At 64.8% G+C, this 25,562-nt stretch carries 22 protein-coding genes; 11 read left to right on the forward strand and 11 right to left on the reverse strand.

Translation table 11 applies throughout. The annotated features are described in order from the left end of the window. Window positions 1–39: 39 nt before the first annotated feature. Window positions 40–297: a hypothetical protein gene (locus WFP39_RS09890; RefSeq protein ID WP_336919355.1), complete on the reverse strand. Its 258-nt coding sequence runs from the start codon at window positions 295–297 to the stop codon at window positions 40–42. Between the two features lie 200 nt (window positions 298–497). Here WFP39_RS09890 and polA point away from each other — a divergent pair, with 200 nt between their 5' ends. Both polA and WFP39_RS09900 read left to right on the forward strand, forming a co-directional pair. After that, entirely contained in the window at window positions 498–3,344 is a 2,847-nt protein-coding gene (gene polA, locus WFP39_RS09895) for a DNA polymerase I (protein ID WP_336919357.1), read from the forward strand. Window positions 3,345–3,354: 10 nt separating this feature from the next. Further along, entirely contained in the window at window positions 3,355–4,428 is a 1,074-nt protein-coding gene (locus WFP39_RS09900; protein ID WP_336919358.1) for a mechanosensitive ion channel family protein, read from the forward strand. A gap of 30 nt (window positions 4,429–4,458) precedes the next feature. On the opposite strand, the gene WFP39_RS09905 is transcribed toward WFP39_RS09900, so the two are convergent. After that, window positions 4,459–6,765 (reverse strand): CDC48 family AAA ATPase, encoded by a 2,307-nt coding sequence (locus tag WFP39_RS09905; RefSeq protein ID WP_336919359.1) that lies wholly within the window; start codon window positions 6,763–6,765, stop codon window positions 4,459–4,461. 399 nt (window positions 6,766–7,164) lie between these two features. Between WFP39_RS09905 and WFP39_RS09910 the strand changes: the two genes are divergently transcribed. The 4 genes from WFP39_RS09910 to WFP39_RS09925 are packed head-to-tail and all read left to right on the forward strand — an operon-like array spanning window position 7,165 to window position 10,160. Beyond that, a complete protein-coding gene (locus WFP39_RS09910) occupies window positions 7,165–7,884 on the forward strand; it encodes a CoA transferase subunit A (RefSeq protein WP_336919360.1) in 720 nt (239 codons plus the stop codon). A 32-nt stretch (window positions 7,885–7,916) separates the two neighbouring features. After that, window positions 7,917–8,789, forward strand: a complete 873-nt coding sequence (locus tag WFP39_RS09915; protein ID WP_336919361.1) for a hypothetical protein — start codon at window positions 7,917–7,919, stop codon at window positions 8,787–8,789. A 14-nt stretch (window positions 8,790–8,803) separates the two neighbouring features. Further along, on the forward strand, window positions 8,804–9,463 hold the full coding sequence (locus tag WFP39_RS09920) for a CoA transferase subunit B (RefSeq protein ID WP_336919363.1): 660 nt from the start codon (window positions 8,804–8,806) through the stop codon (window positions 9,461–9,463). Window positions 9,464–9,476: 13 nt separating this feature from the next. Continuing rightward, complete coding sequence (locus WFP39_RS09925) at window positions 9,477–10,160, forward strand: glutathione S-transferase family protein (RefSeq protein ID WP_336919365.1); 684 nt, start codon at window positions 9,477–9,479, stop codon at window positions 10,158–10,160. Here the strand turns inward: WFP39_RS09925 and WFP39_RS09930 are convergent. Continuing rightward, window positions 10,132–10,806 (reverse strand): eCIS core domain-containing protein, encoded by a 675-nt coding sequence (locus WFP39_RS09930; RefSeq protein WP_336919367.1) that lies wholly within the window; start codon window positions 10,804–10,806, stop codon window positions 10,132–10,134. The two genes, WFP39_RS09925 and WFP39_RS09930, sit on opposite strands and share 29 nt — an antisense overlap. 147 nt (window positions 10,807–10,953) lie before the next feature. On the opposite strand from WFP39_RS09930, the gene WFP39_RS09935 reads away from it, so the two are divergent. Beyond that, window positions 10,954–12,219 carry a spinster family MFS transporter gene (locus tag WFP39_RS09935; protein ID WP_336919369.1) on the forward strand — a complete coding sequence of 422 codons (1,266 nt, stop codon included), beginning with the start codon at window positions 10,954–10,956 and terminating at the stop codon, window positions 12,217–12,219. 124 nt (window positions 12,220–12,343) lie between these two features. Here the strand turns inward: WFP39_RS09935 and metK are convergent, their stop codons facing one another. The 7 genes from metK to WFP39_RS09970 form a co-directional block, all read right to left on the reverse strand. Beyond that, window positions 12,344–13,564: a methionine adenosyltransferase gene (metK, locus tag WFP39_RS09940; protein WP_336919370.1), complete on the reverse strand. Its 1,221-nt coding sequence runs from the start codon at window positions 13,562–13,564 to the stop codon at window positions 12,344–12,346. 46 nt (window positions 13,565–13,610) lie between these two features. Beyond that, a complete protein-coding gene (lnt, locus tag WFP39_RS09945) occupies window positions 13,611–15,167 on the reverse strand; it encodes an apolipoprotein N-acyltransferase (protein ID WP_336919371.1) in 1,557 nt (518 codons plus the stop codon). Between the two features lie 121 nt (window positions 15,168–15,288). Next, entirely contained in the window at window positions 15,289–16,140 is an 852-nt protein-coding gene (locus WFP39_RS09950) for a DUF4167 domain-containing protein (protein WP_336919372.1), read from the reverse strand. Window positions 16,141–16,373: 233 nt separating this feature from the next. Then, on the reverse strand, window positions 16,374–17,204 hold the full coding sequence (prmC, locus tag WFP39_RS09955; protein ID WP_336919374.1) for a peptide chain release factor N(5)-glutamine methyltransferase: 831 nt from the start codon (window positions 17,202–17,204) through the stop codon (window positions 16,374–16,376). After that, entirely contained in the window at window positions 17,201–18,268 is a 1,068-nt protein-coding gene (gene prfA / locus WFP39_RS09960; RefSeq protein WP_336919375.1) for a peptide chain release factor 1, read from the reverse strand. Before prfA ends, prmC begins: the two co-directional genes overlap by 4 nt. Window positions 18,269–18,278: 10 nt before the next feature. After that, the gene (gene hisS, locus WFP39_RS09965) at window positions 18,279–19,550 is read right to left on the reverse strand and encodes a histidine--tRNA ligase (protein WP_336919376.1); all 1,272 of its coding nucleotides are present in this window, start codon (window positions 19,548–19,550) and stop codon (window positions 18,279–18,281) included. Between the two features lie 38 nt (window positions 19,551–19,588). Continuing rightward, window positions 19,589–20,701, reverse strand: coding sequence for an LLM class flavin-dependent oxidoreductase (locus WFP39_RS09970; protein ID WP_336919377.1), 1,113 nt, complete (start codon window positions 20,699–20,701; stop codon window positions 19,589–19,591). 197 nt (window positions 20,702–20,898) lie between these two features. Between WFP39_RS09970 and ppa the strand changes: the two genes are divergently transcribed. Then, window positions 20,899–21,441 carry an inorganic diphosphatase gene (ppa, locus tag WFP39_RS09975; protein WP_336919378.1) on the forward strand — a complete coding sequence of 181 codons (543 nt, stop codon included), beginning with the start codon at window positions 20,899–20,901 and terminating at the stop codon, window positions 21,439–21,441. A gap of 107 nt (window positions 21,442–21,548) precedes the next feature. Here the strand turns inward: ppa and WFP39_RS09980 are convergent, their stop codons facing one another. Next, entirely contained in the window at window positions 21,549–21,938 is a 390-nt protein-coding gene (locus WFP39_RS09980; protein ID WP_336919379.1) for a hypothetical protein, read from the reverse strand. 264 nt (window positions 21,939–22,202) lie between these two features. On the opposite strand from WFP39_RS09980, the gene lptB reads away from it, so the two are divergent. The 3 genes from lptB (at window position 22,203) to WFP39_RS09995 (ending at window position 25,083) form a co-directional block, all read left to right on the forward strand. Next, on the forward strand, window positions 22,203–22,964 hold the full coding sequence (gene lptB / locus WFP39_RS09985) for an LPS export ABC transporter ATP-binding protein (RefSeq protein ID WP_336919390.1): 762 nt from the start codon (window positions 22,203–22,205) through the stop codon (window positions 22,962–22,964). A gap of 23 nt (window positions 22,965–22,987) precedes the next feature. Then, a complete protein-coding gene (rpoN, locus tag WFP39_RS09990; RefSeq protein WP_336919380.1) occupies window positions 22,988–24,451 on the forward strand; it encodes an RNA polymerase factor sigma-54 in 1,464 nt (487 codons plus the stop codon). Window positions 24,452–24,537: 86 nt separating this feature from the next. Continuing rightward, window positions 24,538–25,083, forward strand: a complete 546-nt coding sequence (locus WFP39_RS09995; protein ID WP_336919381.1) for a hypothetical protein — start codon at window positions 24,538–24,540, stop codon at window positions 25,081–25,083. Window positions 25,084–25,562: the final 479 nt, after the last annotated feature.

Raw genomic sequence — 25,562 nt, forward strand, 5'->3', positions numbered from 1 at the left:
TGCGGCCACGCCCTTTCATTTTCGCTTGCGCGAAGAAGCTTACTGAGCAGCAGCTTCCACGGCGGCGTCAGCCGATTCCACAGCGGCGTCGGCAGCTTCGCCAGCAGCGTCAGCAGCGTCGGTCGCGGCGTCAGCAGCAGCTTCGGCGCCTTCGACGGCAGCGTCGACAGCAGCGTCAGCATTGGCTTCGGCGTCAACCATCGCGCCTTCGGCGGTTTCGGTGGCGGCTTCTTCGGTGCCCTGCGAGCAAGCAGCGAGGGTCAGAGCGGCAGCAGCAGCGAGAACGATCTTGCGCATGAGAATATCCTTACACATCAAAGTGATGGAACCAACGGACATCAAAATCCGCCGATCCAAAGCAGGCCACTCGGCCCGCCTGCTGCCCAAATATAGCCACAATTGCGGCCGCGCAAGCAAAATGTGGCGAGAATGCGGCAAGCCTCTTTGGGCAGTTTGCCCCATGACCGCCGCGCCGAAGGCTGCTAGCAACTGCCGGCATGAGCGCAAAGCAGCATCTCTATCTCGTCGACGGGTCGTCCTATATCTTCCGCGCCTATCACCGTCTGCCGCCGCTGACCAATCCGGAAGGCACGCCCGTGGGCGCGGTCTATGGCTACACCACGATGCTGTGGAAGCTGGCCGAGGATCTCGACAAGGCGACAGGTCCCACGCATCTGGCGGTGATCCTCGACAAGGACGGGACATCGTTCCGCAACGAAATCTACGACCAGTACAAGGCCAACCGCCCGCCCCCGCCCGAAGATCTGGTGCCGCAATTCCCGCTGATCCGCGATGCGACGCGCGCCTTCTCGCTGCCCTGTATCGAGGAGCAGGGGCTGGAAGCCGACGACCTGATCGCCTCCTACGCCCGCGCCGCCGCGCGCCAGGGGTGGGACGTGACCATTGTCTCGTCCGACAAGGACCTGATGCAGCTCGTATCCGAGGGCAGCGAGGGGGTCGGCTCGATCGACATGCTCGACACCATGAAGAACCAGCGCATCGGCATCCCCGAAGTCGTCGAGAAATTCGGCGTCCCGCCCGAACTGGTGGGCGATGTGCTGGCGCTGATGGGCGATTCGGTCGACAATGTGCCGGGCATTTTCGGCATCGGCCCCAAGACCGCGACCAAGCTGATCCAGGATTACGGCTCGCTCGATGCCGCGCTTGATGCGGCAGAAGGCATGAAGCCCTCCAAGCTGCGCGACCGCCTGCTGGAAGGGCGCGAGGCCGCCGCGATCAGCCGCGTGCTGGTGACGCTGAAGGAGGATGCCCCGCTGCCCCAGCCGCTCGACGAATTCAAACTCGACGGTGTGCCGAAAGAGCCGCTGGCCGCCTTCCTCGAAAAGCACGGCTTCACCAGCCTGCTGCGGCGGCTGGATGCAGGTGCGGGCAGCCCGTCGCGCACAACCGATCTCAACCCTGCCAAGCAGGATACCGCCGGCGCACCCGCCGCGCAGGGCAGCGAAGGCAACCGCCAGCCCATGCCCGAATGGCCCGCCATCGACCATGCGGCTTACGAATGCGTGCAGAGCGCGGAGCAGCTCGACGCGTGGATCGCGCGTGCCCTGGCCGCGCGCGTGGTGGCGGTGGATACCGAGACGCGCACACTCGATGCCGTCACCGGCGATCTGGTGGGGGTCAGCCTGTGCGTCGGACCGGGCGAGGCGTGCTATATCCCGCTGGCCCATGGCGGGACGGATATGTTTGCCGAAAAACCCGCCATGGTGCCGATGGATGTCGCCTTGGCCGCGCTCAAGCCGCTGCTCGAAAACGATGCGGTGCTGAAAATCGGGCAGAATATCAAATACGATATCAACGTGCTGGCCCGGCACGGCATTACCGTCGCGCCGATTGACGACACGATGGTCATCAGCTTCGCGCTTGATGCCGGGCGGGGCGAGGAAGGGATTGGCGGCGGGCACGGCATGGACGAGCTGGCCCGGCGGCATCTCGGCCACGAATGTATTGCCTTCAAGGATGTGTGCGGCACCGGGCAAAAGCAGATTTCCTTTGCCGAAGTCCCGCTCGACCGCGCCACCGCCTATGCGGCGGAGGATGCCGAAGTCACCTGGCGGCTGTGGAAGCTGCTCAAGCCCAGGCTTGCGATCGAGGGCGGCACCCGCGTGTATGAGCAGGTCGACCGCCCGCTGGTGCCGGTCGTGGCCGCGATGGAACGCGAAGGCATCAAGGTGGACCGCGCCGCGCTGGCCCGCCTGTCCGAACAGTTCGCCACCCGCATGGCCGCAGTCGAAAGCGAGATTCACGAAATCGCAGGTGCACCCTTTACCATCGGCAGCCCCAAGCAATTGGGCGAGGTGCTGTTCGAGAAACTGGGCTACAAGGGTGGGCGCAAGGGCAAGAGCGGGCAATATTCCACCGATCAGGCGGTGCTCGAAGGACTGGCCGCGCAAGGTGCCCCTATCGCCAACAAGGTGCTCGAATACCGGCAGCTTGCCAAGCTCAAGAGCACCTACACCGATGCGCTGCAGGCCGCGATCAATCCGCTGACGGGGCGCGTGCACACTTCCTATTCGCTGGTCGGCGCGCAGACGGGCCGCCTTTCGTCGACCGATCCCAATTTGCAGAACATCCCCATCCGCACCGAAATCGGCCGCGAAATCCGCAAGGCTTTCGTGGCGGAGGACGGCTGCGTGCTGCTGGCGGCGGATTATTCGCAGATCGAATTGCGCCTCGCCGCGCATATGGCCGATGTCGATACGCTGAAGCAGGCTTTTGCCAAGGGCGAGGATATTCACGCCGCCACCGCGCGCGAAATGTATGGCGAAGTGACGCGCGACACGCGCGCCGCCGCCAAGACGATCAACTTCGCCATCCTCTACGGCATTTCGCGCTGGGGGCTGGCGGGGCGTCTGGGCGTGGAGGCGGACGAGGCGCAGGCCATGATCGACCGTTATTTCCAGCGCTTCCCCGGCATCCAGCGCTATATCGCCACCACGCTCGAAAGCGTGCGGGAGCGCGGCTATTCCGAAACGCTGTTCGGCCGCAAGACCTGGTTCCCGCGCATCGCCAGCGCCAACCAGACCGAGCGGCAGGGCAGCGAACGCGCCGCGATCAACGCCCCTATTCAGGGCACCAGCGCCGACATCATCAAGCGGGCGATGGCCCGGATGCTGCCCGCGCTGCGCGATGCGGGGCTGAAGGATGTCCGGATGCTGCTGCAGGTGCATGACGAACTGGTGTTTGAATTGCCGCAAGGCGATGTCGCCGCCGCAAAGCCGGTGATCGAACGCGTGATGGCCGAGGCGGCGCTGCCTTCGGTCAAGCTCGATGTGCCGCTGGGCGTGGAAACCGGCACCGGAACCAGCTGGGACGAGGCGCATTGAGAGCGTGACCATGGAGCGTTTCAACCCCGCCAACTGGCGCATTGAATGGGCCGCGCTGGCCGAGGCCGGGCTGCTGCTGATTGTGGCGATTGGCGGCGCGCTCCTGCTGCATTGGATCATTTTTGCCATTGTCGGCAAGATCGCGCGCCTGTCGGATACGCAGGTGGACGATCTGGTGCTCGCCCATGTCGAACGGCCGGTGCGCTGGGCCATGCTGGCCATCGCGGTGACGCTGGCGGCGCAGGCGGACAAGGATCTGGCGCTGATATGGGAACCGATTGCCCGGTTCGTGCGGCCCGCTTTACTCGGCTGGATCGTCTACACGCTGGTAAAGGCGCTCACCGCCGCGCTTGAATACCGGCTGGAGATCAGCGACGATCCTGTCGCGGTGCGCAGCCGCCGGACGCGGCTGTCGATCCTGTCGCGCACGGCCACCTTCGTCATCATCTTCATCACCGTGGGTCTGATGCTGATGGGCATACCCGGCGTGCGCGATATCGGCACCACGCTGCTTGCCTCTGCCGGGTTGGCCGCGCTGGCTGTGGGTGCCGCCGCGCAGCCGGCCTTGCGCTCGCTGATCGCGGGGCTGCAAATGGCGATTACCGAACCCTTACGCATCGGCGATCTGGTGGTGGTGCAGGGACATACCGGCCGCGTGGAGGAAATCCGCATGAGCTATGTCATCGTGCGCACCTGGGACGAGCGGGCGATTATCGTACCCACCAACCTGTTTCTCGATCAGCCGTTTGAAAACTGGTCGCGCCGCAACGAAATGCTGACCGGCCCGGTGTTCCTGAATGTCGATCCGGCCGCCGAAGTCGAGCCGATCCGCGCCGAATTCCTGCGTTTCGTTCACGCGCATCCGCTGTGGGACAAACGCACCGCCAGCCTGCTGGTGACCGATGTGCTCACCGATTCGATCCAGCTGCGCATGGCGATGAGCGCGGCCACGATCGGCCAGCTCTTCGACCTGCGCTGCGCCGTGCGCGAACATATGCTGGACTGGCTGCGGCGCGAAGCGCCCGATGCGCTGGTGCGGCGGCGACCCGGCAATTTGCCGGTCGCGCAAGACGCTCAGCCTTGATTGCCAGCCCCGCCAAGGCGGTGCGATTTGCTACGGGTGTTTGGAATCGCGGGTGGACTCCACCATCCCTTCCCACAGGAAACCGATCGGCTTCACCTCCAGCGCCTTCCTTTTCAATTCGCCCTTCATCTTGGCGTATTCGGCTTCCATCTGTTCGGTCACGGTCGGGCGGCTGTCGGCCAGCGCCTCGGCAAAATCGGCTGCCGAAACGCTTTCCGGCTCGCCGGCGGTGCGGCGAATGGCGTTGAGGCCCGCGCGGCGCACCACATCCTCCAGATCCGCGCCGGTATAGCGCGGCGTATCGGCGGCGATGCGCGCCAGATCGACGTCGCCTGCCAGCGGCATATTCGCCGTGTGTATCTTGAGGATATGTTCGCGCCCCTTTTCGTCGGGCGGGCCGACATAGACCAATTCGTCAAACCGGCCCGGTCGCAGCAGAGCGGGATCGACCAAGGCGGGCCGGTTGGTGGCGCCGATCACCACGATCGAATTCAATTCCTCCATCCCGTCCATTTCAGCAAGGATCGTGTTGACAACGCGCGCGGTCACCTGCGGTTCGCCGCCGCCCGATCCGCGCGCGGGCACCAGCGAATCGATCTCGTCGATGAAGATCACGCAGGGGGCCACCGCGCGGGCGCGGGCGAACATCCGGGCAATCTGCTGCTCGCTCTCGCCGTACCATTTGGAGAGAAGATCGCTGGATTTCATCGAGATGAAATTGGCTTCCGCCTCCTTCGCCACCGCCTTGGCGAGCAAGGTCTTGCCGGTGCCGGGCGGGCCATAAAGGAGGAATCCCTTGGCCGGGCGGATGCCCAGCCGCTCGAATGCTTTCGGGTTCTTGAGCGGAAGTTCCACGCCCTCGCGCAAGGTCGCCTCGGCCTCGTCCACGCCGCCGATATCGTCCCAGCCGACCGTGGGCGCCTGCACCATCACTTCGCGCATGGCTGATGGCTGAACACGCTTGAGGGCTTCGCGGAAATCGTCTTTTTCGACGCAGAGTTCCTCCAGCACCTGCGGGGGAATCTCGCGCGCGTCAAAATCGATTTTCGGCATGACGCGGCGCACCGCCTCGATCGCTGCCTCCCGCGCCAAAGCGGCGAGATCCGCGCCGACAAAGCCGTGCGTGCTGCGCGCCATCTCGCCAAGGTCAACCCCGTCGCCCAGCGGCATGCCGCGCGTGTGGATCGCAAGGATCTCGCGCCGCCCGCTTTCATCGGGCACGCCCACCACGATTTCGCGGTCGAACCGGCCGGGGCGGCGCAGCGCCTCGTCAATCGCATCGGGGCGGTTGGTGGCGGCGATCACGACGATGTTCGATTTGCTGAGGCCATCCATCAGCGTGAGCAATTGGGCAACCAGCCGCTTTTCCGCCTCGCCGCTTACATTCTGCCGTTTGGGCGCGATCGAATCGATCTCGTCGATAAAGACAATGGCCGGGGATGCGCGTTCGGCCTGTTCGAACACATCGCGCAGGCGCTTTTCGCTTTCACCATAGGCCGAGCCCATGATTTCCGGGCCATTGATGGTGAAGAACTCGGCATCGCTTTCATTCGCCACCGCCTGCGCCAGCCGGGTTTTTCCGGTGCCGGGCGGGCCGTGGAGAAGGACGCCCTTGGGGGGATCGACGCCAAGGCGGGTGAACAGTTCGGGGTAACGCAGCGGCAGTTCGACCATTTCGCGCAGCGCGCGGATGGTCTCCTCCATCCCGCCGACATCGTCGTAATTCACCGTGCCGCGCCCGCCCTGCGGCTCCTCGAATTCGGAACGCAGTTCGACCACCGTCTCCTCGTCGATCTGCACGATGCCCTTGGGCACGGTTGAGACGACCTGCAGGCGGATTTCGGTCAGTGCATAGGCGGGCGCGTTGAACAGGCGGCGCACTTCGGGCGGCACGTTCTGCACCGGCTGCTGGCCGTGGGTCGCCACCAGATCGCCCGCGCTCAAGGGATGGCGGAAGAACACGCGCTTCAACGCCTCGGTCGGGCCTTGCAGGCGCATTTCGGGCTTGGCAGGTGCAAAGACCACGCGTGTCGCGGGTTTGGGATTGGCGCGGCGCACGATCACATGTTCGCCCGATGCGGTGCCGGCATTGCCGCGTTGCAACCCGTCGAGCCGAATCACTTCCAGCGCCTCGTCCTCAGGATAGGCGGCCATGGCAATCGCGGCGGATGTGCGTTTGCCGGTGATCTGCACCGGATCGCCTTCGGTAATGCCAAGTGCCTGGAACGCAGAACGCGGCAGGCGGGCGATGCCCCGCCCCGATTCTTCCTGCCGGGCGGCGGCCACCTGCAACCGCGTGCTGCCCGCTTCAAGTTCTGCCGCCTTCGCCTCTGCCATGAAATATCCTGTCCTGCCTCAAACGCTGTGTTTTGAAGCTAGGAATGCGCGTGGCAAAAAGAAAGGCCCGGCTGTTGCCAACCGGGCCGTGAAAAGTTTGGGAGAGGATGCCTGAAAGGCAGTTTCGGTATGCCGTGAAACCGATCCTTTCGCAAGTGCGAAAAGCGCAATCAGTGTTCGATTTTGTGCAACATACGCAGTTTGGCGCCGTTTTCCCGGTTTTACAGTGGCTTACGAAGCGATCCCAGGCCCCTGTCGGCGCCCGCCGCCATTGTGCAATGCAACATTTGTGGCGCAAGCGGGGTGACAAGGCGCGCGGGGCAGCCTATTCCTCGGCACCGGTTGCAGCCCCTGTTTGCGGGCCCTTTCTGGCGGACTTTCCGCGTAACGAGGTGTTCGATGAAGAAGCTTTTCCCCAATGCCGCCAGCGCGCTGGACGGGCTGTTGCGCGATGGGATGCTGATCGCCAGCGGCGGCTTTGGCCTGTGCGGCCTGCCCGAACGGCTGCTGGACGCAATTCAGGCGAGCGGGGTGAAGAACCTCACGTTTGTCAGCAACAATGCCGGGATCGACAATGAAGGCATCGGCAAGCTGCTGCGCACGCGGCAGGTGGCCAAGATGATCTCCTCCTATGTGGGCGAGAACAAGGAATTCGAGCGGCAATACCTGGCAGGCGAGCTGGAGGTCGAGTTCTGCCCGCAAGGCACGCTGGCCGAACGGATGCGCGCAGGCGGCGCAGGGATTCCGGGCTTCTACACCAAGACCGGCGTGGGCACCGCCGTTGCCGAAGGCAAGGAAGTGAAAGTGTTCGATGGCCCGAACGGCCCGGAGGAATATATCCTCGAACGCGGCATCTTTGCCGATCTTTCCATCGTGAAAGCATGGAAAGCGGACACCACCGGCAACCTCGTCTTCCGCAAGACCGCACGCAATTTCAACCTGCCCGCCGCCACCTGCGGCAAGGTCTGCGTGGTGGAGGTGGAGGAAGTGGTGCCCGCGGGCAGCCTTGACCCGGACTGCATCCACCTGCCCGGCGTCTATGTCCAGCGCATGATCGTGGGCGCGCCATACGACAAGAAGATCGAATTCGTCACCACGCGTCCGCGCGAGACGGCATGATCACCGCCCCTGCCGCAACCTGCGCACGCTTGGTGGCCGTCCTCCTGGCGGGGGCGAGCCTGCAGGCCTGCGCCACCAATCCGCTGGCGGCGATCGACGGGCCCTATATCCCGCCCTCACAACGCGAACGGGCCGTCCCGCCACCCCCGCCGCTTGTCGCGCCAACTCCCGCACCAGCTCCCGCGCCAATGCCCGCGCCAGTTCAGCCGGAGGTTGCCGCCCCCGTTGCCGCCCCTACGCCTGCGCCGACGGTGGCTGCTGCGCCCACCCCGGCCACGCCCGCGACAGAGATTGCACCGGCCATGCCGATCGCGTCCGCATCGCCTTATGCGGCCTTTCACCGTTTCGTATTGGAACGGCTGGCCGCGCCAGCAGGCCGCCCTTCCATGCTGCTGGCCGATCCGCCCGCGCTCAGCCCCGAATTGCTGACCTGCAACGCGTTGCCGCCCGCTGTGCTGATCGACCTTGATCCGGCCGGCGGCCTGTTGCCGCTGGGCACGGGCATGCGCACCGATTCGTCGCTACCCGCCTTTCTTGGGGATTTTCGCCAGCGCGGCATCACCGTCTACTGGATCAGCGGCCACGGCCCCGGCGAAGCGCGCGCGATCCGCAACGCGCTGGTCGAAACGCGGCTGGACCCGGCGGGGGAAGATCCGCTGATCGTCATCCGCTTTGCCCGCGAGAACAAGCAGAGCCGCCGCCGCGCGCTTGCCACATCCGATTGCCTGCTGGCGATCCTGGGCGACGAGCGCGCCGATTTCGACGATTTGTATGAATATGTGCACAGCATCGAAGTGGCTGGCGAACTGGAAGTGCATATCGGCAGGGGATGGTTCCTCGCGCCGTCTCCACTTTCCCCGGCCCCGCTTTCTGAGGCTCCACCACCCCCTGCATCCCAGCCATAAGGACGAGAACCACGATGACCACGCATGATGGCCTGACCAAAGGCTGGAGCCGCGACCAGATGGCCGCCCGCGCTGCACAGGAATTGCAGGACGGGTTTTACGTCAATCTGGGCATCGGCATCCCCACGCTGGTCGCCAACCATGTGCCGACGGGCATGGAAGTGACGCTGCAGAGCGAGAACGGGATGCTGGGCATCGGCCCCTTCCCCTATCCGGACGAGGTGGACGCTGATCTCATCAATGCCGGCAAGCAGACGATCAGCGAGCTGCCGCACAGCGCCTATTTCGACAGCGCCACCAGCTTTGCCATGATCCGCGGCGGGCATATCGACCTTACCGTGCTGGGGGCGATGGAGGTATCCGAAGGGGGCGACATCGCCAACTGGATGATCCCCGGCAAGATGGTGAAGGGCATGGGCGGCGCGATGGACCTCGTCGCGGGCGTCAAGCGCATCATCGTGGTGATGGAACATGTGGCAAAGGACGGCAGCCCGAAGTTTATCCCCCAATGCACCCTGCCGCTGACGGGGCGCAATGTGGTGGACATGATCATCACCGACTTGTGCGTGTTCAGCCGCCCGGATCATTCCAGCCCCTTCCGCCTGATCGAGCTGGCCCCCGGCGTGACGGCCGAGGATGTGGCGGCGCGGACAACCGCGCATTACATCAGCTGAGGTGGGCGGGCAGGTGAGCTATACGCTGATCACCGCGAACCGGAATTATTCGAGCTGGAGCCTGCGCCCCTGGCTGCTGCTGCGCGCCTTGGGCATCCCCTTCACCGACCGGGTGGAGCCATTCACCAAGCCGAGCAATTACGACGATTTTCGCGCCTTTTCTCCCACGGGGCAGGTGCCGGTGCTGCTGGATGGTGATGTTACCGTGTGGGATTCGCTGGGCATCACGCTCTACATCGCGGACCGGCACGAGGGGGTATGGCCGGATGACGCGGCCGCACGCGCCTTTGCCCAATGCGCGGTTGCCGAAATGCATGGCGGCTTCTCGGCCCTGCGCGGCCAATGCACGATGAATGTTGGCGTGCGCGTGAAGATGGGGCCGCACGACGCGGCACTGGCGCGCGATGTGGCGCGGGTGCGCGAAATCTTCGAGCAAGGGCTCGCCCGTTTCGGTGGGCCGTATCTGGCAGGGGCCAGGTTCACCGCGCTTGACGCGTTCTTCGCCCCCGTCGCTTATCGCATCCGCACCTATGCGCTGGAAGTGGGGCGCGGGCAGGCATGGGTCGACCACATCCTTGCCCACCCCGCAATGCAGCAATGGGAAGCCGAAGCGCTTGCCGAAAGCTGGCGCGAGGAAAGCCACGAGGAGGAACTGGCGGCGGCGGGGGCTATTGTGGCGGACTATCGACAAGCCTGAGGCCGCAGCGCGCATAGGCCTTCTCGTCAAGGCGCGCGACGACTGCCTGCGCATGATCTTCGGCCTGGCGCTCAAACGCCAGGGCATTTGCCGCATAGGCGCGCGCAAATCCCTCAAGGCCAAGTTCCTGATATTGCAGCACATGGGTCAGCTCATGCGCCCACAACCGGCGACCCTGCGCGGCTTGGGGAGACGAGAAAACGACCACGTCCTGAAGGACCACTGCCCCTTCCTGCAAATACCAGCGCGTGAGCACATTGCCGAGCGTCAGGTCAGCGCCCGACGGCATCCACTGCACCTCGTCAAAATCGATCGACAGGAAATGCCGCTCCAGAAGGCATCGTATGTCATTTGGGACAGGATGTGTGCCAGCGGCGAGCGCGCGTGAGCGCGAATGGCTGATGGATCGGGCCAGCAGCGGGCCGGCAAGCTGGCGGGTGGCCTCGCTCCCCGATTGCCGCAACCTCTCCTGTGTCTGACGACCCATGGCGTGGATGTCTGCGCGCAGTCCTGCATCGCGCATCAGCGATTGCGGCGAATAGCCGAAATAGGAAAATGTGGCGGCAGCCGTTCCCGCAAGGACAAGAAGCGCCAGAAGCAGCCGGGCAAACCGCCTGCCGCGCCGGGGACGTTTCCGTGTTGCCATAGGCGTTGATGCACCCGCTGATCCGTTGCGATCAATGCCCGATAGGCGCGCGATCACATCGCCGCAACACGGCGTCCGCTCACATTATCTTTGCCTCACCCTGCGGCTTGCGCTCTATTCCTTTGCCAGGAGAGGGAGAGATACCGCATGGAGTGGCGCCGCAATTCGCCGTGGTTTGCGCTGATCGTGCTGGCGATGATCAGCACGGTTGGTTTTATCGACCGGATCGTGGTCAATGTGCTGGTCGAGCCGATCAAGAACGAGTTCGGCCTGACCGACCGGCAGGTGTCGCTGATGGGCGTGGCCTTTACCGTGCTCAATATCGGCGTGGGTCTGGTGGTCGCCCGCGCGGCGGAACGGGTGCGGCGCCTGTCGCTGATTCCCATCGGCACGGTCCTGTGGTCTGCCGCGACTGGCTTGTGCGGCTGGGCGGGAAGCTGGGTGCAGTTGCTGGTCGCACGCATGGGCGTGGGTTTGGGCGAGGCGATCGGCCTGCCCAGCCTGCAATCGGTGATCTCGGACTATTTCCCGCCGCAGAAGCGCGGCACCGCCATATCGGTGCTGATGCTGGCCCCGGCGCTGGGCGCGCTGATCGGCTTCATGGGCGGCGGCTGGATTGCGCAAACTTATGGCTGGCGCGAAACCTTCCTCATCGCGGCGGTTCCGGGCGTGGTGCTGGGGATCGTCGCCTGGCTGATGGTCGCCGAGCCCCGGCGCGGCGCGCATGATGCGATGGCGAACAGCGACGATGTGCCGCCGGTCAGCGCGGTGCTGGCACGGCTGTTCGCACTGCCATCGGCGCGGCAATTGGTGATCGGGTCGGCCTTTGCGGCGATGCTGGGCTTCGGCCTCAATTACTTCTTCACCTCGCTCATGATCCGGCAGTTCAATGTAGGATTGGCCGAGGCGGGGCTGTATGCGGGCCTGATTGCCAGCGCTCCTTCAGCCATCTCAGTCATGGTGCAAGGGATGCTGGGGGACAGGCTGGGCGCGAAGAACCCTGCCGCCTACGCGCTGGTGCCCGCCGTCTGCCTGCTGCTGGGCGGGCCGCTCTATGCGCTTGCCATCACGCGCGCGGAACTGGGCCCGCTGCTGGTGCTGGTCAGCATCGCGACCTTCCTCAATTTCGGCTATCTGGGCATTACCTTTGCCGCGCTGCAGAACCTGATGCATCCGCGCATGCGCGCCACTTGTTCGGCCGTGCTCAACGTGGTTTACGGCGTGGCGAGCGCGGCCGGCCCGTTCCTGCTGGGCTGGCTGAGCGACCATCTGGCGCCGACCTACGGCGCAGGACGCGGGCTGGTGCTGGCGATGGCGATAACGGGCGCGCTGTATTTCTGGGCTGGCGTGCATTACCTGCTCGCCGCGCGCCGCTACGGGGCCGACCTCGCCTCGACGAGGTCGGCCGGCTAGGCAAGGGGCCGGGCGGTGATCCGCCCGCAAAGGCCGAACGGCCGCCCGCAGCGCAGGGCAGCTTGCCTGCCCGGAAGCGAGGAAAGCCAAAGGGCCGGATGGCCCCGCCGGCGCCTGAGGCAAATCAGCCAAGCGCAGCCTTCAGATCGGCCACGAGGTCAGTCTTCTCCCACGGGAAGAAGTCGCCATCCGGCTTGCGGCCGAAATGGCCATAGGCGGCGGTCTTGCGGTAGATCGGCTTGTTGAGGCCCAGATGCGTGCGGATCGCGCGCGGGGTGAGGCCGCCCAGCTTTTCCAGCCCCATGATCGCCGCCTCGATCCTGTCGTCGCCCACGGTGCCGGTGCCGTGCGTATCGACATAAAGCGACAGCGGCTTGGACACGCCGATGGCATAGGCGATCTGGATCGTGCAGCGCGTGGCAAGCCCTGCGGCCACCACGTTCTTGGCGAGGTAACGGGTGATATAGGCCGCGCTGCGGTCCACCTTGGTCGGATCCTTGCCGCTGAACGCGCCGCCGCCATGCGGCGATGCGCCGCCATAGGTATCGACGATGATCTTGCGCCCCGTCAGCCCCGCATCGCCATCCGGCCCGCCAATTTCGAAACTGCCGGTGGGATTGATGTGGTATTCGGTCTCGCGCAGCAACACGGGCGGGATCACGTCCGCGATGACCTGCTTCACATAAGCGTGCAGCTCGGCCTGCTTTTCCCCTTCGTCATAACCGGGCGCATGCTGGGTGGACACAACCACCGCGGTGCAGGCCACGGGCAGGCTGCCTTCGTAACGCAGCGTGACCTGGCTTTTGGAATCCGGTTCCAGAAACGGTGCGGCGCCCGAATGCCGGTCTGCCGCCATGCGTTCGAGAATCTTGTGGCTGTAATCCAGCGTCGCGGGCATCAGATCGGGCGTTTCATCGGTGGCGTAACCGAACATGATGCCCTGATCGCCCGCGCCTTCATCCTTGTTCGCGCCATCTTCGGTAATTCGGGCGTCCACACCTTGCGCGATATGCGCGGATTGCCCGTGCAGCCGGTTGATGAATTCGAACTTCTCCCAATGGAAGCCGTCCTGTTCGTAACCGATGTCCTTCACCGTCTGGCGCACGACCCGCTCGATTTCCTCCTTCGCGCCGTCGGCCCACTGACCGTTCTCATACACGCCCTTGCAGCGGATTTCCCCGGCCAGCACCACCAGTTGCGTGGTGCACAGCGTTTCGCAGGCAATGCGCGCTTCGGGATCCTTGGACAGGAACAGGTCAACGATGGCGTCCGAAATCTGGTCGGACACCTTGTCAGGATGGCCTTCGGAAACACTTTCGGACGTGAAGAGATAGGATTGGCGCATAAGGTTCGGTTGCCCCTCAAGGATCACGGTGAATTGCGTAGCGGGTCTAACGGCGGCTTTTGCGCGATGCAACAAATGCCAGCATCAGGAACAGGCCCGCCCACGCCAGCGCCAGCACATTTCCCAGCATGGCGAACAGGGTGGGTGGCGCCGCAGGCGGGACAAGCGCGTCGATCCGGTCCATCGCACCGGTCGGGATCATGTGCCGCACCACGCCGCGCGCATCGATAATGCCCGAAATGCCGCTGGTGGTGGATCGCAGCACGGGCAGGCCTTCCTCCACTGCGCGCATCCGCGCCTGCGCAAAATGCTGCGGCGGCCCGGCCGCGCCGAACCATCCGTCGTTCGATCCGGTATAGATGTAATCGGGCCGGAAGGAGTCATCGGTCACCTGCCCCGAAAAGATGATTTCGTAACAGATCTGAATGCCCGCATCGCCAAACGCGCCAAGGCTGAGCGTCTGCGGGCCGGGGCCAGGCAGGAAATCGATCGAACCGGGCACCAACCGGCTGAAGCCCAGCGGTTCAAGCAGTCCGCGCAAGGGCAGATATTCGCCGTAAGGCACCAGATGCGCCTTGGAATAAATGCCGCGTATCGCGCCCGCATCGTCGACCGCCAGCACCGAATTATACGCGCCCGCCAGCCGCCCGGCATTGTCAAAGGCGAGGCGTTGCCCACCCGTCAGCAGCAGGCTGTCCGGCCCGATGGCGCGGGCCAGCAAGGCGCGGGCATAGGCGGGACTGCCCATCGTGGTCAGCCGGTCGTAATAGCGCTGCGGATAGCCGTCCTCGATGTAATCGGCCATGCCCGATTCGGGCCACAGCACCAGCCGCGGCTCGCCTTGCGCATCCGCGCCCCCGATGCGCCCCGACATATGCATCAGCCGGAGCAGATTGGCATCGTAAAACCGTGCGTCGTTCACCTGCGGCTGCGGAATTCCCGGCTGCACCAGCGTGACCGCCAGCCTGCCTTCTTCCGCCTTCCCCGCAGGCCAGTACATTCCTGCCACCAGCAGCGTGCCTGCCATACCCGCCGCGATCCAGCGCCGCGCCTGCAACACGCCGACAAGACCGGCGGCAAGCAGCACCGCCAGACCCGACAGGGCATAAGTGCCCATCCACGGCGCGAGCGCGGCAAGGCCGGGCCGGTCCATCGGGCCAAGCAGAACCATCGCAAACGGGTTCCACGCATAGCCGGTGAAGACCCAGCTTCGCAGCCATTCGGCCACGATCCAGCAACCCGCCAGCGCCAACGCAGCAACTGCCCCGCCACGCGGCCCCGCCATGCGGCCCGCCGCGCCTGTCGCAAGCGCGGGATAAAGGGCGAGATAGGCCGCCAGAAGCGGCACTGCCGCCCAACCCAGCACGGCGGGCATATTGGCCTGATAGGTGAAAGCAGTGGCAATCCAGCTGTTGCCGAAGGTGAAATGGCCAAGGCCAAACATCCAGCCCCACCATGCCGCCTGCCGCGCGTCACGCGCCCGCTGCAACAGGCCCGCAAATGCCCCCATCGCAAGCAGGGCAATCGGCCACAACCCCAATGGCTGGAAACCGGTGGCGGCCAGCACGCCCAGCCCCAGCGCACCCGCAGCCGGATAACGCATCAACAAGTCATGCAACCGGACCGGCAGTTCCGCGAATGCGGATCGGGAAGGGGGCAAAGGCACCGTCATGCGCTCCGCTTGGCGGGAAGCCGAAGGCGGCGCAAGAGGGGAGTTCGGCCTGTCAGCCGACGGCCGCCAACTCCTCCTCGTCGCCGGAGCGGCTGCGCGGCATCTTCAGGCGGCGGCGCGGCTTGGCCTCGCCATCGGCCCCTTCACCCGTCGGGATCGGATTCGGTTCTTCGGCTTCCGGTTCGGCTGTGCCGCGCCCAATGGCCGGTGGCAAAAGGCCCGGATCAATGGCGGAACCGCCGCTGGCCTCGTCGCCCTCGTCGCCATCCTTGCGGCGGCGCGGCTTGCGGCGCGGCTTGGCCAGAAAGGGATTATCGCCATCATCCTCGTCGCCTTCGGCACCGGGGCGCAACGCGAAGGGCGCATCGCTGCCCTCGTCCGAACGCCCGCCGGAACGCGGCTTGGCGCGCGGTGCATCGCCCTCGCCATCTTCGCGGGCGGCGGGCGCTTCACCCTCGCCATCCTGACGGCGCGGGCGGTTCTGGCGCTGCTGCCGGTCTTCGCGGGGCTGACGCTCCTCACGCGCCTGACGCTCTTCACGGGGATTGTCACGGCCATTGTCGCGACTGGTGTCGCGCGAATCCTCATGATCGTCGTCGTAATCGTCGCCGTCGAAGCCGCTCTGCTCGTTATCGCGGCGCTGCGTGCGTCCGTCTTCTTTCTGCGCGCGCCCATCGGCGATCACGCGGAAATAATGGTCGGCGAACTGGAGATAATATTCCGTCTGCACCCGGTCATCGTTGAGCGAAGCCTCGTGCGCCAGCTTGCGGTATTTCTCCAGCATCTGCGGGGCGTTACCGCGTGCGCGGCTATCGATCCGGTTGCCCTGATTGCCGCCATTGCCGCCACCACGATTGCTGCCGCGCCCGCGCCGGCGATTGTTGTTATTGCGTTGGTTGTTCAAAGGAAATCCGCTTCCTCATTGGGACCGGGAATGGAAATTGCACCGGTCACATGACCCCTTGTCACAGCGCAACCCTTGCAGCTGTGGCTTTTCCGATTTGCGCAGGCAAATGACGTTGGCGCGCCGCTTACAGAGCAAATTCAGGAGTTAGGCCGCTGGCGATGGCAATGTGCCCCGCGCCGCTGGCCTTGTGCTGAGGTAGCCATTCGGCACGGGTTTGCCAAGTGCAAATGTCACGATTGCCCCAAGACAAGTGCGCGGGGGCGCCCGGCAAGGTCCGGGCGGCATTGCACGGCGAAGCCCGCAGCATTTGCCAAGGCGCTGACAGCATTGGCCTGCGCGGCTCCGATTTCGAGCACCGCCGCGCCGCCGGAATTGAGCAGTGCAGGCAGTTGCGGGATCAGCACGCGGTAATCGTCCAGCCCCTCCGGCCCGGCAAACAGCGCGGCTGCAGGCTCGAAATCGCGCACGCTGGCATCGAGCGGGGCGGCGTGTGCGATATAGGGCGGGTTGGCGATAATCAGATCGAACCGGCCAAGGTCGGCGGCCCAGCCGGACTGCGTCCAGTCGCGCCGCAGCAGCCGCACGCGATCCGCCAGCCCCAGCGCATCGGCATTGGCCTGCGCCACGTGCAGCGCATCGGCGGAGGCATCCACGCCGATACCCTGCGCATCCGGCAGATTGGCCAGCAGGGCCAGCAGCAACGCGCCCGAACCGGTGCCGCAATCGAGCACCGATGCCGCGGCCGGGGCCGCCGCCAATGCCGCCTCCACCACGCATTCGCTGTCCCCGCGCGGGATGAGACAGCGCGCATCGACGGCCAGCGTCAGGCCGAAGAAATCCTGCTTGCCGGTGATATAGGCCACCGGCTCGTGCCTTGCGCGGCGATCGACCAGCGCGGCAAAACCGGCGGGCGCGGGGTCAGCCATGTGGCGCAACAACAGGTCGGAGCGGGTGATGCCCAGCGCATGGGCCATCAGCACTTCAGCATCGAGCCGGGCGGTGTCGGAGGTGGCGGACAACCGCGCCGCCGCGTCCCGAATCGCTGCGGCGACCGTGCTCACTCGCCCATTGCGGCAAGGCGCTTGGCCTCGTCCTCCGCCATCAGCGCGTCGATCAGTTCGCCAAGCCCCTCGCCCGCCAGCACTTCGGGCAATTTGTGCAGCGTCAGGCCGATGCGGTGATCGGTGACGCGGCCTTGCGGGAAGTTGTAGGTGCGGATGCGTTCCGAACGGTCGCCGCTGCCCACCATGGCGCGGCGGGCCGCAGCTTCTTCGCCCTGCGCCTCGTCGCGCATCTTTTCATAGAGGCGCGCGCGCAGCACCTGCATCGCCTTGGCGCGATTCTTGTGCTGACTGCGCTCGTCCTGACAGATGACCACAAGGCCCGTGGGAAGGTGCGTGATGCGCACCGCGGAATCGGTGGTGTTGACATGCTGACCGCCTGCACCTGATGCGCGGTAAATATCTATTTTCAAATCATTGTCGTTGATCTGAACATCGACTTCGGTCGGCTCTGGCAGCACCGCCACTGTTGCAGCAGAGGTGTGGATGCGCCCGCCGCTTTCGGTCACCGGCACGCGCTGCACGCGGTGCACGCCGCTTTCGAACTTGAGCTTGCGGAAGACGTTCGCCCCGGTGATGTTGGCGACGATTTCCTTGAAGCCGCCCACTTCGGATGCGTTCATTGACACCGGCTCGACACGCCAGCCCTGGCACGCAGCAAAGCGTTCATACATCCGATAAAGATCGCCCGCGAACAGTGCCGCCTCGTCCCCGCCCGTGCCTGCGCGGATTTCGAGCATCGCGCTGCGGCTGTCGGCCTCGTCACGCGGCAGCATGGCGATGGCGAGCGCGCGTTCGGCATCAGGCAGACGGCGCTTGAGATCGGCCAGCTCCTCCTCCGCCATCGCCTTCATTTCGGGATCAGCAAGCAGGGCGGTGAGATCGGCGATTTCCGCACGCATCGCCTGCACACCGGCCGCTGCTCTTGCCACCGGTTCCAGCTCGGCATAATCGCGGCTGGCCTGCACGAAGGCATCGCCCTCCAGCGTGCCTGACGCCATGCGCGCTTCCAGCTCCGCAAAGCGGTGCGTGATCTGGGCAAGGCGTTCGGTGGGGATGGTCATCGGTTGAGGATTACCGGCGGCCGAGCTTTGCCAGCAGACCAAAAGCGTGATCGACCAGATCGCCCAGCGGCACCTCATGCTGCTGGCCGCCAACCAGATCCTTGATATTGGCGACGCCCTTTGCGAGTTCATCATCGCCCAGGATCACAGCAACAGCAGCGCCGGCACTGTTCGCACGGCTCATCCGCTTCTTCATATTGCCCCGGTAATCCATGTCGGCCACGATGCCGTGGCGGCGCAGCTGCGCCAGAATACCCTCGCCGCGCGACGCGGCCGCATCGCCCAGCGGAACGACGGCGACATCCAGCTTCGCCTCGCCGCGCTGCCCCAACAGCATCGCCAGCCGCTCAATCCCCGCAGCCCAGCCTACCGCAGGCGTCGGCGCGCCGCCGAGGCTTTCCATCAGCCCGTCATAACGCCCGCCGCCCAGCACCGTGCCTTGCGCGCCAAGCCGGTCGGTCACGAATTCGAACGCGGTGTGGCGGTAATAGTCGAGGCCGCGCACCAGCGCCGGATTGCGCGTCCACTTGATCCCTGCGGCATCCAGACCGGATGTCACCGCACCAAAGAAATCCTGCGCCTCTGCCGAAAGGAACTCGTCGATCATCGGCGCGTCCGCCACGAACGCCTTGTCGCGGGGATCCTTGGAATCGAGAATACGCAGCGGGTTTTTCTCCAGCCGCTCCTGCGAATCTTCAGAGAGTTCGCCGCGCACGCCTGCAAAATGCTCGATCAGTGCGGCGCGCCACGCCTCGCGGCTGCTGCCATCGCCCAGCGTGTTGAGAGTGAGCGTCACGCCATCCGCCACGCCCAGTTCCTCGAGCAGCTGATCCGCCATCGCCAGCAATTCGACATCGGCCTGCGGTTCCGCAGCGCCAATCAATTCGGCGTCGATCTGGTGGAACTGGCGGTAGCGGCCCTTTTGCGGGCGCTCGTAACGGAACAAAGGCCCGTGCGTCGCGACTTTCAGCGGCGCATATTGCTGCCAGCCTTCGGTAAGGAACGCACGCGCGATTCCGGCTGTGAATTCGGGCCGCAGGGTGAGCGATTCCCCGCCCCGATCCTCGAACGAATACATTTCCTTGCTGACGACATCGGTCGTCTCGCCCAGCGACCGCGCAAACACCTCGGTCCGTTCGAACACGGGCATTTCCACCCGGCGAAAGCGGTAGAGTTTGCGCACGCGCTCGAACGTCTCCACCACGAAGGCGAAAGCTTCGGCATCGGCCCCGAAAATGTCCTGCGTGCCGCGCACCGGGCGCGGCGTTTCCTGCTTGCTCATGGGGTGCAGCCCTTACGCGCCGCAAGCCACCCTCGCAACTACTCCGCCGCTTCCAAAAACCGCTCGTCAATGCTCGCCTCGGCTTCCCAGCTTTTCACTTCGGGCAGCACGGTGCGGGCAAACAGTTCCATCGACCGCACCGCATCGTCCTGCGGCATCCCGCCGTAATAGACATGCGGAAAGAACCCTTGCGGCTTGTAGATGCCTTTCAGCTCCCACAACCGGTCGAGGATCTGTTGCGGCGTGCCGGTGATCGCGCCCTTGGCAAAGTTCGCGCAATAGGCGTCGATCTCCTCTGGCGAATGCAGCATCATCTTCTCGTAATGCTCATAGCCCTTCACATTCGCGAAGGTGCCGGGCTTGGCGAGGCTGTAATTCTTCACCGCCGCGCGCATGGTGTTGGCGAGGTATTTGCGGCCCTGCTCTGTCGCGTAATCGCCGTCTTCGTGGATGTAGAAATTGCCGCTGAGCATGGGCGGCGGCGGGGCGGAGCCATCGCCATGCACTTCGGCCCAGACCTCGGCATAACGATCGGGCGGGGTTTCCGCGCCGCGCTGCGGGATCATCAGCACCATATTGCCAAAGCCGTGGCGCGCGGCGGCATACATCGAATTGCCTGACAGGCTGCCGCAGAACTTGCGTCCGGCAAAGCTCTTGATCGGGCGCGGGCGCAGCTCCGTGCGCGGAATACGGCCAAACGCGCCTTCGCCTTCGAGAATGCCGGTTTCGAGCGCCGGGATCAGCACGTCGAGAATGTCGCTGTAAAGGTCGCGGCTCTTGTTCTGGTCAATGCCAAGGCCTGCAAATTCGTGCGGGGCAAGTCCGCCGCCAAAGCCCAGAATGACGCGCCCGCCCGACAGAATATCGAGATTGACGATATATTCCGCCAGCCGCGCCGGGTTGTGCCACGGCACGATGATGCATTGCGTGCCCAGCTTCACCCTTTTGGTGCGCGCGGCGATATAGGTCAGCAATTGCAGCGGATCGTTGGAGACCGAATAGTCGGAGAAATGGTGTTCGGTAATCCAGACCGAATCGAAGCCCAGCTCCTCGGCATAGACAAGGTTGTCCACCTCCTCGCGCAGCAGCCGCGCATCGTCGTAATCATCGCCGCGCTGATGGGCAAAGCCCGTTGCCAGACCTACATGCATTGTGTGTCGCTCCTCTCCCCGATCGGGCGGGAGCCTGTTTTCGACTCCTCGCCCCGCCATCTTCCCGGCAGGCAGGATGGCGCGAATCGGGCTTTCGCGCAATTCGCCAGTAGTCAGGCCCGAATAAGTTGTTTAACGGAGGCCGCCTATTGGGAGGGGATGCCGCATAATCCTGCAAACAGGGACACCAAGCATCCATGCGTATTGAACACATACCGGCGGGCGACAATCCGCCTGAAAGCCTGAATGTCATCATCGAGGTGCCCACCGGCGGCGAGCCGGTGAAATACGAATTCGACAAGGAAAGCGGCGCGCTGTTCGTCGACCGCATCCTGCACACGCCAATGCGCTATCCGGCCAATTACGGCTTTGTCCCGCACACCTTGTCGCCCGATGGCGATCCGCTGGACGCGCTGGTGATTGCCCGCTCGCCCTTCATCCCCGGCTGCGTGGTGCGCGCGCGCCCGATCGGCGTGCTCAATCTGGAAGACGAGCACGGCGGCGATGAAAAGCTGATCTGCGTGCCGGTGGATTCGACCTTCCCCTATTATTCGGATGTGGGCGAGCGGCAGGATCTGCCCAGCATCGTGTTGCAGCAGATCGAACACTTCTTCACCCACTACAAGGATCTGGAAGCCGAAAAGTGGGTGCGCGTGGGCGCCTGGGGCGATGCTGCCGAAGCGCGCCGGGTGACGGTGGAAGCGATTGAACGCTACAACGAAGCCAAGAAGGCCGGCTGACACGCTAATTTCTGAAAACAAAGGGGCGCGCGGATTAGCTCCTGCGCGCCCCTCCCCTCTCCCCCCAGAGAAGCTCGGTAATGAACGGCCGCCAGCCGGCCGGGCGCTTAACCCAGCAAGACCTCGACCCCGTGAAACAGCGCGGCCAATGCAAAGGGCAGGCCCACCGCACACAGCCACAGGCCCGTTACGTCGCGGGTGAAGGCAGCGGACAGCGCGGGATCATGCGCGGCGTCTTCGTCCAGCTCGCTCCAGCGCGCCTCGAACAGGCGGGCCGCCGGAATGATCGCGGCAACCAGCACGACCAGCGCGAAATAGGGCATGATTGTGCCGTGGCTGTCTTTGACCATCAGCATGGTCACGCCGATCTGCACGCCGGTATAGACGAGCAGGGCATAGGCAACATGATCGCTGATGCGTTTGCGCCAGTCGAGACCGGCAGAAGGTGCAAGCTGCCCTTGCGTTACGAGTGAATTATCGTGCAGCGCTTTCCCCATCGCGCGCTCTCCTCTCTCCGTGTCCGCCCCATTTGGGATGAGGCGGGTGCGACCCTTTTGGGCTCCGTTACACTTTATTACACTTCACGCGTGCCCCTGCAAGAGCGATAAATGCCTCCTCTGCCACAGGGCAATTGCGGGGCACTGCGGGTTTATACATGCAGGAATCCTGCCAATTCCCGCTTCAAAGCCGCGCAAGAGGTGCTACAGACCTTAACGATGAACGAGGAAACCGGGATCGATACTGCCGCTCTTGCCCAGGCGATGGAAAAGGCGCCCGCCAATGCCGCGCCGCCGGTGCACGGGCAGGGACTGGAAGTCATCTCCATCGCCAAGAGTTACGACAAGCGCGCGGTGCTGACCGACATTTCGCTCACCGTGGCCAAGGGCGAAGTGCTGGGCCTGCTTGGCCCCAACGGCGCGGGCAAGACCACCTGCTTCTATTCGATCATGGGCCTTGTCCGCCCCGATTCGGGCCGCATCCTGATGGACGGCGTCGATGTCACCCGCCTGCCCATGTACCGCCGGGCGATACTGGGCCTCGGCTATCTGCCGCAGGAAACCAGCATCTTTCGCGGCATGACGGTGGAACAGAACATCAATTGCGTGCTCGAAATGGTCGAGCCGGACAAGGCGGTGCGCGCGGCTGAGCTGGAACGGCTGCTGGAGGAGTTCCACATCACCCGCCTGCGCGACAGCCCGGCCATGGCGCTTTCGGGCGGGGAGCGGCGGCGCTGCGAAATCGCACGGGCGCTGGCAGCCAAGCCATCGATCATGCTGCTCGACGAACCGTTTGCCGGCATCGATCCGCTGTCGATCAGCGATATCCGCGACCTGGTGAAGGACCTGAAACGGCGCGGCATCGGCGTGCTCATCACCGACCACAATGTGCGCGAAACGCTCGACATCGTCGACCGCGCCTGCATCATCTATGGCGGGCAGGTGCTGTTCGCCGGTAGCCCGCAGGAACTGGTGGCGGACGAGAATGTGCGCCGCCTTTATCTGGGTGAAGGCTTTACCCTCTGACCATGAGGCGGGGGCACTGACCGATGGCGCTGGGACCGAGGCTCGACCTCCGGCAGACCCAGTCGCTGGTGATGACGCCGCAATTGCAGCAGGCGATCAAGCTGCTGGCGCTGTCGAACCTCGAAATCGAAGCCTTTATTGGCGAGGCGCTGGAAGCCAATCCGCTGCTCGATGCAGGCGGCGCATTGGGCGAGGCGGAGGCCGCGCCGGAGGTTCCCGAAACAGATGCCCCCGCGACCGCCGACGAGCTGATGCTGGCAGGCGCGGGCGAAGCCGATGCCCCGCTCGACCTCGATCCCGCCGCGCTCGATATTGACCGCGATACGGGTGACTGGTCCGCCACCTTGCCTTCGGGCAGCGGAGAGGACGGGCCGGACATCACCGAACTGGGCGGCGAAGCGCCCAGCCTGGCCGACCATCTGGAGGCACAGATCGGCCCCGCCGCGCCCAACCCGCGCCTTGCCTTCATCGCGCGCCACATAATCGGCCTGCTCGACGAGGCGGGCTATCTCCCCGTTCCTTTACGCGAAATTGCAGGCGATCTGGGCATTGCGCTGGCCGAGGCGGAGGAGGCGCTGGCGCTCGTCCAATCGCTCGACCCCACGGGCGTCGGCGCACGCAGCCTGTCCGAATGCCTGATCCTGCAAGCGAAAGAGGCCGACCGGTATGACCCGTGCATGCAGGTGCTGCTCGCCAATCTCGACCTGCTCGCCAAAGGCAGCGTGGCGCAGTTGAAGCGCATCTGCGATGTCGATGACGAGGATTTTGCCGAGATGATGGCCGAAATCCGCGGCTACGATCCCAAGCCCGGCCTGCGTTTTGGCGGGGGCATGGCAGCGCCGGTGGTGCCCGATATTCTCGTCACCCCCGATGGCGCGGGCGGCTGGGATATTCGCATCAATCAGGCGACCTTGCCCCGGCTGGTGGTCAACCGCAGCTATTACGTGTCGCTGAAGGCCGGATGCGCCGACAAGCAATCGCGCGGCTGGCTTTCCGAGAAACTGGCCGATGCCAACTGGCTGATCAAGGCGCTCGACCAGCGGCAGAAGACGATCCTGAAAGTTGCCGCCGAAATCGTGAAGCAGCAAGACGGCTTCTTCCGCCGCGGCGTATCCGATTTGCGCCCGCTGACGCTGGCCAAAGTGGCCGAGGCGATCGAGATGCACGAAAGCACGGTCAGCCGGGTGACCAGCAACAAATATTTGAATTGCCCGCGCGGCACCTTTGAACTCAAATACTTCTTCACCAGCGGGGTGGGCGGCGGCACCGACGGCGAAGGCGCCAGCGCCGAGGCGGTGAAGGCCCGCATCAAGGCGCTGATCGACGCCGAAGCAGCGGACGCGATCCTTTCGGACGACACGCTGGTCGATATGCTCAAAGCCGAAGGGTTCGACCTCGCCCGCCGCACCGTGGCGAAATACCGCGAGGCTATCGGGATCGGGTCGAGCGTGCAGCGCAGGCGGGCGAAGAAGCTGGCGGGGGTTTGAAGGGGTCACCTTCGCCCGCAGCGTGACCGGAGCGCTCGCAATGCCCCCCTTTCCTACACCCCTTGCCCTGTGCCTCGCTGCGCGGCATGACACGCGCTCTCAAAACATCCGCCAACCTCCCCGCCCTGCGCCATGATGGCTGGACGCCTGACCGGCAGGCGCGGTTTCTCGATGAACTGGCTGCCAGCCATTGTGTAAGCACGGCAGCGAAGGCCGTGGGGATGAGCCGGCAATCGGCCTATGCCTTGCGCGCGCGGATGCGGGGGGAGCCGTTTGATCTGGCGTGGGCCGCCGCGCTGATGTGCCGGTTCGACGCGCTGGCGGAGGCGGCGATGGACCGTGCGCTCAACGGCGTGGAAGTGCCGCATTATTACAAGGGCGAGCTGGTGGGCACGTCGCGCCGCTTTGACGAGCGGCTGACCGTGGCGCTGCTGGCGATGCGCGCGGGCTTTGCGCCCGCCGGGCCGCCTTACCCCTCGCACCCGTCCGCCGGATATGGGGCGGGCGATTTCGGGCGGCTGGTGGAGCGCGTGGCGGCGGGGCCAGAGACGTGGGACGAGGAATGGCGCATCGGTTACGACGAGGCGATGGAGGAATGCGCGGGGGAGGAGGACGGGGAGGAACCGAAGTGATCGGGCAAAGTGTCAACTTCGGTTTGGCGGCTGAAAATGGGGGTTTTCTGAGGGTTTGCAGATAATCGGAGGTATCGTGACGATGTCAACTTCGTCAGCTTTCAGTTACGCCCCTGCATCCGCAGGGGCATCCTCGGCGCTGTTCGCTCCGCCTGCGGCTGCGCGGCACCTGCGGGCGGGCATTTACCCTCTGGTTCCGGCTTGCCGCCGGAACTACTGCTTTGGCCAAGGAAGAAAGCTGGACCCCGGATCAAGTCCGGGGTGACGAAAGGGGGCTGGAGGGGAGAAAAGGCTGCGTTGAGCCGCCAACGGGCCGACAGGTCCGCAAGGCCGAACGGCCGCCCGCAGCGAAGGCCGTCAGGCCGAGAGCGAGGAAGCAAAGGCCCTGATGGGCCTGAGCACCTAGGGTCTAAACCCAATCAGCCTCTTGAAATTCAGTGCGTGTATTGATTCAGAGTGTCTCCGCTGAAGCAGGAGAC

Origin of the sequence: Alteraurantiacibacter lauratis (genome assembly GCF_037154155.1) — a bacterium.
GTDB lineage: Bacteria > Pseudomonadota > Alphaproteobacteria > Sphingomonadales > Sphingomonadaceae > Alteraurantiacibacter > Alteraurantiacibacter lauratis.